Genomic DNA, 13,780 nt, shown 5'->3' on the forward strand with positions numbered 1-13,780 from the left:
CTGAACCGCCCTGCCCCGTTCAGAGGTTGAAGCGGCGCTGCGGCGCCAGCAGGCCGCTGTCGTCGACCTGGCCCAGACCCTGCAGGGCCGATTCAGGTCCGTACACGGCCACCAGGCCACGTGGCCAGGCCGGGTCGCGCTGGCGCTGGCCCACGCAGAAGCGCTGTGCCTGGTCGGCATCGAGGTCGACCCGGGGGTACTCGGACAGGCCCGCGGCCACGGGCAGCAGCAGGGCCTCCATGGCCGCTTGGTCACCGGCGTCGAGCAGGCCGCGCAGCTGCTCCAGGGTCACCATCGCCGGCGCCCGGAACGGGTCCACCCACAACCGCCGCAACGCGCTGATGTGCGCGCCGCAGCCCAGGGTCTCGCCAAGATCACGGGCCAGGCTGCGGATATAGGTGCCCGAACCACAGGTCACCCGCAGCCGCAGCCGCTCGGGGTGCTGCTCCAGCACGTCGATGGCATGGACCTGGACCCGGCGTTCGGGCGCCTCGATGGCGTCGCCGCGGCGGGCCTTCACATACAACGGCTCGCCGCCCTGCTTGAGCGCCGAATAGATCGGCGCGCGCTGCAGGATCTCGCCGAGCAGCGGCGCGATCGCCGCCTGCAGCGCCTCGGCGCTGATCGCCGGCACCGGACGCTCGAGCAGCAGCTGGCCTTCGGCGTCATCGGTATCGGTGGTCCGGCCCAGCACGATCTCGGCGTCGTAGGCCTTGGCCGACCCCAGCAGCAGGCCGGCAATCTTGGTCGCCTCGCCGAAGCACAGCGGCAGCAGGCCGGTCGCCAAGGGGTCCAGGCTGCCGGTATGGCCACCCTTCTCGGCGCGGAACAGGCAACGGGCCACCTGCAGTGCGGCGTTGGAGCTCATGCCGGTCGGCTTGTCGAGCAGCAGGATGCCATCCAGGCGTCGGAACTGAATTCGGGTCATGACAGGTACGGGTAGCGCCGGGCCATGCCCGGCGGGCGCGCAGCGCGGTCTGCATCAGACATCGCCCAGCGCGGCGCGGAAAGAACAACGCCGGGCACGGCCCGGCGCTCGGTTACTCGTCGTCGCCTTCGCGGCGCTTCTCGGCGGCGACCGTGTCGGGCAGATCGCGCAGCAGGTTGTCGATGCGCTCGCCACGATCGACCGAGTCGTCGTAGTGGAAGTGCAGCTCGGGCACGTGGCGCAGCTTCATCGCCCGCGCCAGTTCCATGCGCAGGCCCCAGGCCAGTTCCTTCAGGCCCTTCACCGCTTCGGCCGAACGTTCCGGCATCAGCGCGGTGACGAACACCTTGGCATGGGCCATGTCGCGGGTGATTTCCACGTCGGACACGCTCACCGAGGGCAACCCGTGCTCGCGCACGGCGTTGTGCACCAGGGTGCCGAGTTCACGGCGCAGCTGGGCGGAGACACGGTCGGTTCGATGGAAAGTCTTGGGCACGCGTCAGGCTCGTATGGGTTGCGTTCTTGCAGTTTACGGGATGAAACAGGACCGGCCCGCAGGGGCCGGTCCTTTGCAGCATTACAGGGTGCGCGGCACTTCGATACGCTCGAAGCACTCGATCTGGTCACCCGGCTTGACGTCGTTGTAGGCCTTCACCGCGATACCGCATTCGGTACCGTTGCGGACTTCCTCGACGTTCTCCTTGAAGCGGCGCAGCGATTCCAGCTCGCCCTCGAAGATCACCACGCTGTCGCGCAGGACACGGATCGGCTTGTTGCGCTTGACCACGCCCTCGATGACCATCGAACCGGCGACGGCGCCCAGCTTGGAGCTGCGGAACACGTCGCGGACCTCGGCGATACCGATGATCTCTTCGCGGATCTCCACGCCCAGCAGACCGGAGGCCACCTGCTTCACCTGATCGATCACGTCATAGATGATCGAGAAGTAACGCAGGTCCACGCCGTTGGATTCAATGATGCGACGGGCCGACGCATCCGCACGCACGTTGAAGCCGATGACGGTGGCCTTCGAAGCGGCCGCCGAATTGGCGTCCGACTCGGTGATGCCGCCCACGCCGGAGTGGATCACGTTGATGCGGATGTCTTCGTTGGACAGCGCGACCAGTGCCTGGCTCAGGGCCTGCACCGAACCCTGCACGTCGGCCTTGATGACCAGGTTGAGGACCTGCTGGCCCTCGCCCTTGCCCAGGGTGGCCATGATGTCTTCCATGCGGCTGCCCGCAGTGGCGACCAGGCGCGATTCACGGCGCTTGGTTTCGCGCTGCTGGGCAACGTCCTTGGCCAGGCGCTCGTCGTCGACGACGACGAAGTCGTCACCGGCTTCCGGCACGCCGGACAGACCCAGCACCTGCACCGGGATGGACGGGCCGGCGAACTCCGGCTGCTTGCCGGTTTCGTCGAACAGGGCGCGCACGCGGCCGTACTGGATGCCGCACACCAGGTAGTCGCCCTTCTTCAGGCGACCCTGCTGCACCAGCACCGTCGCGACCGGGCCACGGCCCTTGTCCAGCGAGGATTCGATGACCACGCCGTTGGCGCGGCCTTCGTCCACGGCCTTCAGTTCCAGCAGCTCGGCCTGCACCGAGACGGCGTCCAGCAGATCGTCGATGCCCAGGCCGGTCTTGGCCGAGATCTCCACCATCTGGATGTCACCACCGAACTCTTCAGCCACGACCTGCTCGGAGAGCAGCTCGTTCTTGACCCGCATCGGGTCGGCACCGGACTTGTCGATCTTGTTGATCGCCACGATCAGCGGCACACCCGCCGAACGGGCGTGCTGGATCGCTTCCTTGGTCTGCGGCATGACGCCGTCATCGGCGGCCACGACCAGCACCACGATGTCGGTCAGCTTGGCGCCGCGGGCACGCATCGAGGTGAACGCGGCGTGGCCCGGGGTATCCAGGAAGCTGATGACGCCCTTCGGCGTATCGACGTGGTAGGCACCGATGTGCTGGGTGATGCCGCCGGCTTCGCCGGTGGCGACCTTGGTGCGGCGGATGTAATCCAGCAGCGAGGTCTTGCCGTGGTCGACATGGCCCATGATGGTGACCACCGGCGGACGCTGCACGGCTTCGCCCTGGGCCTCACCCGCCGACGCCAGCAGTGCGTCTTCGGCATCGTTGTCGTTGGCACGGATGGCCTTGTGGCCCAGTTCCTCGGTGACCAGCGCCGCGGTGTCGTGGTCGATGGACTGGGTGATGGTGGCCATCACGCCCATCTTGAACAGCGCCTTCACCACCTCGCCGCCCTTCAGCGCGAGCTTCTGCGCCAGGTCGGCCACGGTGATGGTCTCGCCGATCGCCACTTCACGCACGACCGGGGCGGTCGGACGCTCGAAGGCGTGCGGACCGGCGTTGCCACCGCCACGCGACATGTCGCGGCGACCGGACGACGGACGGCTGCCCGGACGGCCACGGTTGTTGCTGTTGCTGTTGCCACGACGGGCACGGTCGGCGGCCGACAGATGCATCTGGCCGGCGAAACGGTCGCCCGGGCCACGCTCGTTGCGCGGCGCGCTGCGGTTGTTGCGGTCGTCGCTGCGCGGCGGCGCACCACGCGGAGCAGCCGGGGCTGCCGCGGGGGTGCGCGGCGGGCGCGGCGCGGTTTCGTCGATCGGCGCGCGCACCTTGGGCTGGCTGGCGGCCAGCGCCTCGGCCGCCTTGGCGGCAACCGCAGCTTCCTCGGCCGCCTTCTTCTCGGCCTCGGCACGCTCCTTGGCGGCGATTTCTTCCTCGCGTGCACGGACGATGGCCTCGTCACGCAGGCGGTCCTTCTCGGCCAGCGCCTGCTGCTCGGCAAGGTTGCGCGCACGCGACTCTTCGAGCTTGCGCAGGATGTCCGCGCGCTCTTCGTCCGGGGTCATCGCGCGACCACCATCAGCCTTGACGTAGGTACGCTTCTGGCGCACCTCGACATTCACGGTCGTCTTGCTGCGACCGGAATTGACCGTCACTTCCTGCTGCTTCCGACGGTTGAGCGTGATCTTCTTTGCGGACTGATCGGTCTCTTCCGGGGCCTGCTCGGGCTTGCCGTGCGAACGACGAAGGAAGCCCAGAAGCTTCACTTTCTCGCTGCTGGTCACGACCTGGTCGGGACCGCTGAACTTCATGCCGGCACCGGCCAGCTGTTCCAGCAGTTTTTCGACCGGTGTATTGACCAGTTCGGCAAGCTTGCGGATGGTGGTTTGCTGCGACATTCGGATCCTATGATCTTGTGGGCGCCCCCCCGCATCTGGAGGTGGCGCGGATTCTACGCCCTGATCGGCTCAGGGCCCTGTTCATTGCCGGCTCATTCGCCGCGTTCCAGTCGGGCGATCTCCTCGGCACGCGCGGCCAGGATCAGCGCCGCGGCGCGCTCCTGGTCCAGCCCTTCGATGCCGAAGTCCATGACCTCGTCGGCGGCCAGGTCGGACAGGTCCTCGCTGGTGCGCACGCCGTGGCCGGCCAACGCGTAGGCGGTGGCTTCGTCCATGCCCTTCAGGGACAGCAGGTCCTGCGCCGGCTGGCCGTCTTCCAGGCCTTCCTCGACCGCCAGGGCCTCATTGAGCAGCGCATCGCGGGCACGTGCGCGCAGCTCTTCGACGATGTCCTCGTCGAAACCTTCGACGGCCAGCAGTTCGCCGACCGGCACATAGGCGATTTCCTCGACCGTGCCGAAGCCCTCGCTGACCAGGATGCCGGCGATCTCTTCGTCCACTTCCAGCTTGTCCATGAACAGCTGGCGCGCCGCGGCCTGCTCGGCTTCGGACTTGGCGGTCACCTGGTCCTGGGTCATCACGTTGAGCTGCCAGCCGGTCAGGCGGCTGGCCAGGCGCACGTTCTGGCCGCCCTTGCCGATCGCCTGGGCCAGGCGGTCTTCGGCAACGGCCAGGTCCATCGAATGCTTGTCTTCATCGACGATGATCGACTGCACTTCGGCCGGTGCCATCGCATTGATGACGAAGTTGGCCGGGTTCTCGTTCCACAGGACGATATCCACGCGCTCGCCATTGAGCTCGTTGGACACCGCCTGCACGCGCGAACCGCGCATGCCGATGCAGGCGCCGATCGGATCGGTGCGCTGGTCGTGGGCGAGCACGGCGATCTTGGCACGGTCGCCCGGATCGCGGGCGCAGGCCTTGATTTCCACCAGGCCCTGGCCGACTTCCGGCACTTCCAGCTTGAACAGCTCGATCATGAATTCCGGGGCGGCGCGGCTGATGAACAGCTGCGGGCCACGCGGTTCCGAACGCACTTCGGCCAGGTAGCCGCGCACGCGGTCGCCGGCACGCAGGACGTCACGCGGGATGCCCTTGTCCTTCGGAATGAAGCCTTCGGCGTTGCCGCCGAGGTCGACATAGATGTTGCCGCGCTCGGCGCGCTTGACCACACCGGTGATCAGTTCGCCAACGCGATCCTTCCAGGCATCCACCACCTGCTGGCGCTCGGCTTCGCGCACGCGCTGCACGATCACCTGCTTGGCGGCCTGGGCGGCGATGCGACCGAAGTCCGGGTTCTCGATCTGCTCTTCGATGTAGTCGCCGACATCCACGCCTTCGGCTTCGTCGACGGCATCCATCAGGCGGATCTGGCGATCAGGCGATTCCATGACCACGTCATCGGCCACCACTTCCCAGCGGCGGTAGGTTTCATAGCTGCCATCCTTGTGGTCGATGACCACGCGGGTCAGCACTTCCTCGTCGGGATAGCGCTTCTTCGCTGCCGAGGCCAGGGCGGCCTCGATGGCATCGAAGATCACTTCACGCGGCACGCCCTTCTCGTTGGCGACCGCGTCCACTACCAGCAACAGTTCCTTGCTCATTGGCTCACTCCGCGCGCGGCTTCTTTGCCGCCGGCTCGTTGGAAGAAGAATTCTTGTTCGGCTTCGGACGCTTCGGCGCCGGACCGGTCGGCTTGCTCGGGGCCAGCCCCAGCGCCACCCAGTCAGGCATGATCCGCGCCTTGTCGATGTTGTCGGCCGACACCACCAGCGCGGCGTTGTCGACGATGAAGGTGATGCTGCCCTGCGCCTCATCGATCGCCTCGATGCGGCCCTGCAGGCGGCGGCGATTGTCCTGCGGCAGCTTCAGGGTGACCTTGGCCGATTCGCCGAGGTGACGGCCGAACTGCTCGAGGTTGAACAGCGGACGGTCGACGCCCGGCGAGGACACTTCCAGCGTGTAATTGCCACTGATCGGGTCCTCGACGTCCATCTGCGCCGACACTTCGCGGCTGACCCGCTCACAGTCGTCGACATTGATGATGCGCTCCGGCTGTTCGGCCAGCGGCACGTCGATGTAAAGGCGCAGGGTCGCACCGCCGGGGGCCGGCAGATACTCAACGCCCAGCAGCTCCAGGCCCAGCGACACAACGGTCGGGGCGAGCAGATTCGCGATGTCGGTTGCCTTGTCGCTCACAGCCTGCCTTGATCTCTTGGTTGGGTGCCGGCCTTGGCCGGCGTGAAAACATGACGCCCCGGAAACGACAAAGGGCCCGCAGGGCCCCTTTTTCCGGAAAGACTCCGGTGACTGGATTCCGGTTGCAACGCGCTGCGTAAGCGTGTTGCGAGCCCTCCTTCCGGACCGGGTCTCCCGTGGGGAGGCCGCCTTCAGGGGTACTGCCTAGGCCGCTGATGATAGCGGCTGCACCGCACTGGTGCAAGGCTTGGACCGCCTTGAACCGACCGCTGCGCTCGCCGGGCACGGCCCGGCGCTGCCGGGACAACACGCGGTGGTAGCGCCGGGCCATGCCCGGCGGATCCGGCGGAACCCCCAAAGAAAAACGCCCTCGAAGCAGGACTTCGAAGGCGCATTCTTACTTGGTAGCGGGGGCAGGATTTGAACCTGCGACCTTCGGGTTATGAGCCCGACGAGCTGCCAGACTGCTCCACCCCGCATCAGAAGCGGAATTATGAGGCATGACTTCAAAACCTGCAAGCCTTTCCTCATTCATCGAACCGGTTGGCGCCCGTTCGATGTGTTGGTAGCGGGGGCAGGATTTGAACCTGCGACCTTCGGGTTATGAGCCCGACGAGCTGCCAGACTGCTCCACCCCGCACCGGAAGTGTTTGAACTGCTGCCCCGCTCTTTCGAGGAGGGCTACCGCAACGATGTTCTGGCTGAACCGCTGCAGTGACAACTCAGGCTGCGCATATTACACGAATCGCGCAGCTTTGTGTCAACTTTTATGCAAGATGCGCAAAAGCGTTCTGACACCAGACCATGATCGGGTTCCAGGCCAGGCCCAGCGCCAGCAGCGCCAGTGCGTTCACGCCCAGCACCACACCCAGCACGCGGTCGTTGCTGCGCGGCATCGCCTCGCCCACCGGCTCATCGAAGTACATGACCTTGATGACGCGCAGGTAGTAGAAGCAACCGACCACCGCGCACAGCACGCCGAGGATGGCCAGCCACAGCAGGCCGCCATTGACCGCTGCGCCCAGCACCGCCAGCTTGGTCCAGAAGCCCAGGAACGGCGGGATGCCCGCCAGCGACGCCATGATGCACAGCACCAGGCCGGCCATCCACGGGTTGCGGGCGTTCAGGCCCTTGAAGTCTTCGATGTTCTCGGCCTCGAAGCCTGCACGCGACAGCGCGATGATCGCGCCGAACGCGGCGGTCGACATGATCGCGTAGGCCAGTGCGTAGAACAGCGCCGCGGCGTAGCCCTGCGCGCCGCCACCGGCGATGCCCATCAGCAGGAAGCCGATGTGCGAGACCGTGGAGAAGGCCAGCATGCGCTTGAGGTTGCTCTGCGCGATCGCCATCAGGTTGCCGATGACCAGCGACAGCGCGGCCAGGCCGGCGATCAGCAGCTTCAGTTCGGTCGACAGCGGGCCGACGCCCATTTCCAGCAGGCGGTAGGCCATGCCGAAGGCGGCCAGCTTCGGTGCCGAGCTGATGAACAGCGCGATCGGGGCAGGCGCACCCTGATACACGTCCGGCAGCCACATGTGGAACGGCGCGGCACCCAGCTTGAAGGCGACGCCGGCGATCATGAACACCGCACCGGTGATCAGCAGCACGCGCTCTTCCGAATGCGGAATGGCGGCCTGGATGGCATCCAGGTGCAGGCTGCCGGTGGCGCCGTAGATCAGCGACATGCCGTACAGCAGCAGGCCCGAAGCCAGCGAACCGAGGACGATGTACTTCATCGCCGCTTCCGAGGCCAGGCCGCTGTCGCGGTTGCTGGCAACCAGCGCGTAGGAGCACAGCGCCAGCAGCTCCAGGCCCAGGTACACCATCAGCAGGCTGCCGGCCGAGACCAGGATCATCATGCCGGCGGTACCGAACAGGATCAGCACCGGGATCTCGCCCTGGAACAACTTGCGTTCGCGCAGGTAGCCCCAGCCGTAGATCAGGGTCAGGCCGCTGAGCAGCACGATCCCGGTCTTCATCACGTCCGCCGCGGTGTCGCGCACGAACATGCCATGGAAGACCTCGCCCTGCCCGCCCACGCCGGTGGCCAGCATGAACAGCACCACGGCCAGTGCGGCAAGCGAGAACAGGTGGGTGACGATCTTGTTCCGCTCGCTGACGAACAGGTCAAGGATCATCAGGGCGAAGGCGCTGCCGATCAGCACCAGCTCGGGAGCGAGCGGCGGCAGGTCAGCGGCGGTCAGTGGCAGCAGCGGCGAGGTGGTCATTATCAAATCCTGGAATCAATTCGCTGTTGGGCCCGGTCAGAGCAGCTTGCTGGAGGCGATCTGCAGGGCCAGCTTGGCGATCGAGGGCTCCATCAGGTCGGTCAGCGGCTTGGGGTAGATGCCCAGGGCAAGCACGCCGATGGCGAACACGCCCAGCACCAGCCATTCGCGGCCGTTGATGTCCTTCAGTTCGGCAACGTGGCTGTTGGCCACTTCGCCGAAGAAGATGCGCTTGTACAGCCACAGGGTGTAGGCCGCACCGATGATCAGGGTGGTGGCGGCGCCCAGGGCGATCCACGGATTCCGCTGGAAGGCCGACAGGATGACCATGAACTCGCCGACGAAGCCGCTGGTGCCCGGCAGGCCCGCATTGGCCATGAAGAACAGCATGGCGAAGGTGGCGAACCACGGCATCACGTTGACCACGCCGCCGTAATCGGCGATGCGGCGGCTGTGCATGCGGTCGTACAGCACGCCGACGCAGGAGAACATCGCGCCGGACACGAAGCCGTGCGAGATCATCTGCACCATCGCGCCCTGCAGGCCGAGGCGGGCGGCATCGGCGTTGCCGGCCTCACGCACCAGCCACAGCGCGATGAAGGTACCGAGGGTGACGAAGCCCATGTGCGCGATCGACGAATAGGCGATCAGCTTCTTCATGTCGTCCTGCACCAGCGCGACCAGGCCAACGTAGATCACCGCGATCAGCGACAGGGTGATGACCAGCCAGGCCCATTCCTGCGACGCGTCGGGGACGATCGGCAGGTTGAAGCGCAGGAAGCCGTAGCCACCGATCTTCAGCGCGATGGCGGCCAGGATCACCGAACCGGCGGTCGGTGCTTCCACGTGCGCGTCCGGCAGCCACGTGTGCACCGGGAACATCGGCACCTTGACCGCGAAGGCGATCAGGAAGGCGAAGAAGATCCAGGTCTGTTCCTTGCCCGACAGCTGCAGCGCGTACAGGTCGGCCAGCTGGAAGCTGCCGCCCTTCAGGTACAGGTAGATCAGCGCCACCAGCATCAGCACCGAGCCGAGGAAGGTGTACAGGAAGAACTTCAGCGCGGCGTAGATGCGGCGCGGGCCACCCCAGACACCGATGATCAGGAACATCGGGATCAGCATCGCCTCGAAGAACACGTAGAACAGCATCGCGTCCGTCGCGGCGAAGATGCCGACGGTGACGCCTTCCAGGATCAGGAAGGCGGCAACGTACTGGTTGACGCGCTTGTCGATCGCGCTCCAGGCGCCGATCAGGGCAAGCACGCTGACCAGCGTGGTCAGCAGGATCAGCGCCACGGCGATGCCGTCCACGCCCAGGTTGTAGCCGATCTTGTAGGTCGGGATCCATGCGTGGGTCTCGACGAACTGCAGCGCGTCGATGCCCGGGTCGTAGCCGCTCAGCAGCGAGAGGCTCGCCACGAAGGTCAGCACCGCGACGCCCAGCGACGCCCAACGGGCGGTCTGCGCATCACGAATCGCAAGGATCAGGGCACCGCCGAGAATCGGCAGCCAGATGAGGACACTGAGTAGAGGCCAGTTCGACACGTCTTCTTATTCCGTACAGGTCATCAACGCAGGTAATGCATCAGCACGCCCAGCAGGGCAATCAGGCCGATGATCATCGCGAAGGCGTAGTGATAGAGGAAACCGGATTGGGTACGACGCAGCACGCCGGCTGCGACGTCCACAACACGTGCCGAGAGATTGACCACGCCGTCGACGATGTTGCTGTCGATCCAGCGCGAGACCTTGCCCAGCTTGACGCTGCCGCCGGCAAAGCCATCGATCCACAGCTTGTCGAAGCCGTACTTGTTTTCCAGCACCGACACCAGCGGGGCGAAGGTCTTGCGTGCCTTGCCCGACAGGTCCGGCTTCCACAGGTAGAACAGCGCGGCCAGCACGAAGCCTGCCAGGGTCAGCCAGAACGGCGGCAGCATCATGCCGTGCAGCGCGAACGCCACCGGACCATGGAACTCCTCGCCCAGGAAGGCCACGGTGTTCTTGGCCGGATCGTAGAAGTCGACGATGCCGGTGAAGAACGTGTTGACCTGGCCCTTGATCGCTGCGTGCGCGTGGTGGCCGGCCCAGTCGGTGCCGTGCAGCATCGGACCGATGCTGAAGAAACCGATGGCGATCGACGGAATGGCCAGCAGGATCAGCGGCAGGGTCACCACCCACGGGGTTTCGTGCGGCTCATGCGGACCGTGGCCATGGCCGTGGTCGTCATGGTGCGCATCGCCGTGGTGGGCATCTGCCGCATGCGCGTCGTCATGGTGACCGTCATGCGCATGGTCGTCATGATGGGCATCACGGAAGCGTTCCTTGCCATGGAAGGTCAGGAACAGCAGGCGGAAGCTGTAGAAGCTGGTCACCAGCACGCCACCCAGCACGGCCCAGTAGCCATAGGTGGCCACCCAGCTGTTCTGCATGTGGGCGTGGATCTCGGCCGCCTCGATGATGGTGTCCTTCGAGTAGAAGCCGGAGAAGAACGGCGTACCGACCAGGGCCAGCGTACCGATCCACATGGTGACGAAAGTGATCGGCATGTACTTGCGCAGGCCGCCCATCTTACGCATGTCCTGCTCGTGGTGCATCGCGATGATGACCGAGCCGGCACCGAGGAACAGCAGCGCCTTGAAGAAGGCGTGGGTCATCAGGTGGAACACGGCCGCCGAGTAGGCCGACACGCCCAGCGCGACGGTCATGTAGCCGAGCTGGGACAGCGTGGAGTACGCGACGACGCGCTTGATGTCGTTCTGCACGATGCCGATCAGGCCGGTGAAGAAGGCCGTGGTGGCACCGATGAACAGGATGAAGTTCAGCGCGGTCTGCGACAGCTCGAACAGCGGCGACATGCGGGTGACCATGAAGATGCCCGCGGTCACCATCGTCGCGGCGTGGATCAGCGCCGAGATCGGGGTCGGGCCCTCCATCGAATCCGGCAGCCACACGTGCAGCGGGACCTGGGCCGACTTGCCCATGGCGCCGATGAACAGGCAGATGCAGATCACGGTGGCGATCGACCAGATCACCGGCTCGTTCAGCAGCTGCATGCCCAGCACGGTGCCGTCCCAGATCTGCAGCTGGGCGCGCGGGTCGGCGAGCATGCCGGCCTGCGAGAACACCTGCGAGTAGTCCAGGGTGCCGAACACCCACAGCACGCCGGCGATGCCGAGCAGGAAGCCGAAGTCACCGACGCGGTTGACCAGGAACGCCTTCATGTTGGCGAAGATCGCGGTCGGGCGCTTGAACCAGAAGCCGATCAGCAGGTACGACACCAGGCCCACCGCTTCCCAGCCGAAGAACAGCTGCAGGAAGTTGTTGCTCATCACCAGGGTGAGCATCGAGAAGGTGAACAGCGAGATGTAGCTGAAGAAGCGCTGGTAGCCCGGGTCTTCTTCCATGTAGCCGATGGTGTAGATGTGCACCAGCAGCGACACGAAGGTCACCACCACCATCATCATCGCGGTCAGCTTGTCGACCATGAAGCCGACATGGGCCGAGTACTGGCCGACCTCGAAGAAGGTGTAGATGTTCTGGTTGAAGGGCTGCGCCCCGCCCCACAACAGCTGGTACAGCGTGTACATCGACAGCGCGCAGCTGACAGCCACACCGAGGATGGTGATGGTCTGCGCGCCGAAGCGCTTGACCTGGCGACCGAACAGGCCGGCGATGATGCTGCCGAACAGCGGCGCAAGCACCACTGCGATCAACAGACTCTTGGAGAGAGTGATTTCCATCTGTGGATCAGCCCTTCAACGAATCGACTTCGCCGACATTGATCGTGCGGCGTGTACGGAACAGGGTCACCAGGATCGCCAGGCCGATGGCGGCCTCGGCGGCAGCCACGGTCAGGATGAAGAACACGAACAGCTGGCCGGCCGTGTCTCCCAGTTCCCGCGAGAACCCGACGAAATTGATGTTGACCGACAGCAGCATCAACTCGATGGACATCAGCAGGACGATGATGTTCTTGCGGTTGAGGAAGATGCCGGCGAGGCTGATGCAGAAAAGCACCGCGCCCAGCGCCAGGATGTGGCCCAGAGTGATCATGCCTTGGTCTCCTGTTCGCCCGCGGCCGGCGGATTGCTGCTGTGGACGACCGGCGTTTCGGCATCCATCCTGACCACGCGCAGGCGGTCGTGCGCCTTGACCATGGTCTGCTGCGACGGGTTCTGCGTCTTCAGCCCTTCACGACGACGCAGGGTCAGCATGACGGCGGCGACCACGGCCACGGTCAGGATGACGGCGGCGAACTCGAACGGCAGCAGGTACTCGGTGAACAGGCTGCGTGCCAGCCAGGTGACGTTGGAGCTGTCGGCGGCCAGCGCGGCGGCGTTGTCGGCCGGGAACGGGTTGACCGCCCTGCCCTTCACGCCGATCAGGATCAGCATCTGCGCCAGCATCGCCACCGCCACCACCAGGCCGACCGGCAGGTAGCGGACCCAGCCCTCGCGCAGCTTGGTGGGGTCGATGTCGAGCATCATCACCACGAACAGGAACAGCACCATCACCGCACCGACGTAGACCAGCACCAGTGCCACGCCGAGGAACTCGGCGCCGACCAGCAGCCACACGCAGGCGATGGAGAAGAAGGTCAGCACCAGGCACAGCACGGCGTGCACCGGGTTGCGCACGCTGATCACCGCACCGGCCGAAACCGTTGCCGCGATGGCGAAGACCCAGAAAGCGATATTTACCCAATCCATCTCTCGACCTCAGCGGTAAGCGGCATCGGCGGCACGACGCTCGGCGATCTCGGTTTCGAGACGGTCGCCCAGGGCCAGCAGCTGCGGCTTGGTAACGATGTTTTCGCCACGATTCTCGAAGTGGTACTCGAGGATGTGGGTCTCGACGATCGAGTCCACCGGGCAGCTTTCCTCACAGAAGCCGCAGAAGATGCACTTGAACAGATCGATGTCGTAGCGGGTGGTACGGCGGGTGCCGTCTTCGCGCTTGGCCGAATCGATGGTGATGGCCAGGGCCGGGCACACCGCTTCGCACAGCTTGCAGGCGATGCAGCGCTCTTCACCGTTGGGGTAACGGCGCAGGGCGTGCAGGCCACGGAAGCGCGGCGACTGCGGGAACTTCTCCATCGGGTACATCATCGTGTACTTGGGCTTGAAGCTGTACTTCAGCGTCAGCCACAGACCGGCCAGCAGTTCGAGCAGCAGCAGGCTCTTGAAGTAATGGGTAATTCTGTTCATC

At 65.4% G+C, this 13,780-nt stretch carries 11 protein-coding genes and 2 tRNA genes; all 13 read right to left on the minus strand.

Annotated features, from left to right (window positions below; genetic code table 11):
- Nucleotides 1-19: 19 nt before the first annotated feature.
- The gene (truB, locus tag Q5Z10_RS14960) at nucleotides 20-928 is read right to left on the minus strand and encodes a tRNA pseudouridine(55) synthase TruB (RefSeq protein ID WP_303636192.1); all 909 of its coding nucleotides are present in this window, start codon (nucleotides 926-928) and stop codon (nucleotides 20-22) included.
- 112 nt (nucleotides 929-1,040) lie between these two features.
- A complete protein-coding gene (gene rbfA, locus Q5Z10_RS14965) occupies nucleotides 1,041-1,424 on the minus strand; it encodes a 30S ribosome-binding factor RbfA (RefSeq protein WP_303636193.1) in 384 nt (127 codons plus the stop codon).
- A gap of 81 nt (nucleotides 1,425-1,505) precedes the next feature.
- Nucleotides 1,506-4,145 (minus strand): translation initiation factor IF-2, encoded by a 2,640-nt coding sequence (gene infB, locus Q5Z10_RS14970; RefSeq protein ID WP_303636194.1) that lies wholly within the window; start codon nucleotides 4,143-4,145, stop codon nucleotides 1,506-1,508.
- A gap of 92 nt (nucleotides 4,146-4,237) precedes the next feature.
- On the minus strand, nucleotides 4,238-5,749 hold the full coding sequence (nusA, locus tag Q5Z10_RS14975) for a transcription termination factor NusA (protein WP_303636195.1): 1,512 nt from the start codon (nucleotides 5,747-5,749) through the stop codon (nucleotides 4,238-4,240).
- Between the two features lie 4 nt (nucleotides 5,750-5,753).
- Nucleotides 5,754-6,344 carry a ribosome maturation factor RimP gene (gene rimP, locus Q5Z10_RS14980; protein ID WP_303636196.1) on the minus strand — a complete coding sequence of 197 codons (591 nt, stop codon included), beginning with the start codon at nucleotides 6,342-6,344 and terminating at the stop codon, nucleotides 5,754-5,756.
- A gap of 402 nt (nucleotides 6,345-6,746) precedes the next feature.
- Nucleotides 6,747-6,823: transfer RNA gene (locus Q5Z10_RS14985), tRNA-Met, on the minus strand.
- 84 nt (nucleotides 6,824-6,907) lie between these two features.
- Nucleotides 6,908-6,984, minus strand: a tRNA-Met gene (locus Q5Z10_RS14990).
- 127 nt (nucleotides 6,985-7,111) lie between these two features.
- Nucleotides 7,112-8,572, minus strand: coding sequence for an NADH-quinone oxidoreductase subunit NuoN (nuoN, locus tag Q5Z10_RS14995; protein WP_303636197.1), 1,461 nt, complete (start codon nucleotides 8,570-8,572; stop codon nucleotides 7,112-7,114).
- Nucleotides 8,573-8,608: 36 nt separating this feature from the next.
- Nucleotides 8,609-10,117, minus strand: a complete 1,509-nt coding sequence (locus tag Q5Z10_RS15000) for an NADH-quinone oxidoreductase subunit M (RefSeq protein WP_303636198.1) — start codon at nucleotides 10,115-10,117, stop codon at nucleotides 8,609-8,611.
- Between the two features lie 23 nt (nucleotides 10,118-10,140).
- Nucleotides 10,141-12,312, minus strand: coding sequence for an NADH-quinone oxidoreductase subunit L (nuoL, locus tag Q5Z10_RS15005; RefSeq protein ID WP_303636199.1), 2,172 nt, complete (start codon nucleotides 12,310-12,312; stop codon nucleotides 10,141-10,143).
- Between the two features lie 7 nt (nucleotides 12,313-12,319).
- Nucleotides 12,320-12,625 carry an NADH-quinone oxidoreductase subunit NuoK gene (nuoK, locus tag Q5Z10_RS15010; protein WP_033831640.1) on the minus strand — a complete coding sequence of 102 codons (306 nt, stop codon included), beginning with the start codon at nucleotides 12,623-12,625 and terminating at the stop codon, nucleotides 12,320-12,322.
- Complete coding sequence (locus Q5Z10_RS15015) at nucleotides 12,622-13,281, minus strand: NADH-quinone oxidoreductase subunit J (RefSeq protein WP_303636200.1); 660 nt, start codon at nucleotides 13,279-13,281, stop codon at nucleotides 12,622-12,624. The genes nuoK and Q5Z10_RS15015 overlap by 4 nt, the downstream gene beginning before the upstream one ends.
- Before the next feature lie 9 nt (nucleotides 13,282-13,290).
- Nucleotides 13,291-13,779: an NADH-quinone oxidoreductase subunit NuoI gene (gene nuoI, locus Q5Z10_RS15020; RefSeq protein WP_042614967.1), complete on the minus strand. Its 489-nt coding sequence runs from the start codon at nucleotides 13,777-13,779 to the stop codon at nucleotides 13,291-13,293.
- Nucleotide 13,780: the final 1 nt, after the last annotated feature.

The organism is Stenotrophomonas sp. 704A1 (genome assembly GCF_030549525.1).
Classification (GTDB): domain Bacteria; phylum Pseudomonadota; class Gammaproteobacteria; order Xanthomonadales; family Xanthomonadaceae; genus Stenotrophomonas; species Stenotrophomonas tuberculopleuritidis.

What these genes read in the sequence shown, in the direction of transcription:
- nuoI (WP_042614967.1), bottom strand. Translation starts at nt 13,779, where the DNA reads ATGAACAGAATTACCCATTACTTCAAGAGCCTGCTGCTGCTCGAACTG.
- nuoL (WP_303636199.1), bottom strand. Translation starts at nt 12,312, where the DNA reads ATGGAAATCACTCTCTCCAAGAGTCTGTTGATCGCAGTGGTGCTTGCG.
- truB (WP_303636192.1), bottom strand. Translation starts at nt 928, where the DNA reads ATGACCCGAATTCAGTTCCGACGCCTGGATGGCATCCTGCTGCTCGAC.
- infB (WP_303636194.1), bottom strand. Translation starts at nt 4,145, where the DNA reads ATGTCGCAGCAAACCACCATCCGCAAGCTTGCCGAACTGGTCAATACA.
- nuoK (WP_033831640.1), bottom strand. Translation starts at nt 12,625, where the DNA reads ATGATCACTCTGGGCCACATCCTGGCGCTGGGCGCGGTGCTTTTCTGC.
- Q5Z10_RS15015 (WP_303636200.1), bottom strand. Translation starts at nt 13,281, where the DNA reads ATGGATTGGGTAAATATCGCTTTCTGGGTCTTCGCCATCGCGGCAACG.
- nuoN (WP_303636197.1), bottom strand. Translation starts at nt 8,572, where the DNA reads ATGACCACCTCGCCGCTGCTGCCACTGACCGCCGCTGACCTGCCGCCG.
- nusA (WP_303636195.1), bottom strand. Translation starts at nt 5,749, where the DNA reads ATGAGCAAGGAACTGTTGCTGGTAGTGGACGCGGTCGCCAACGAGAAG.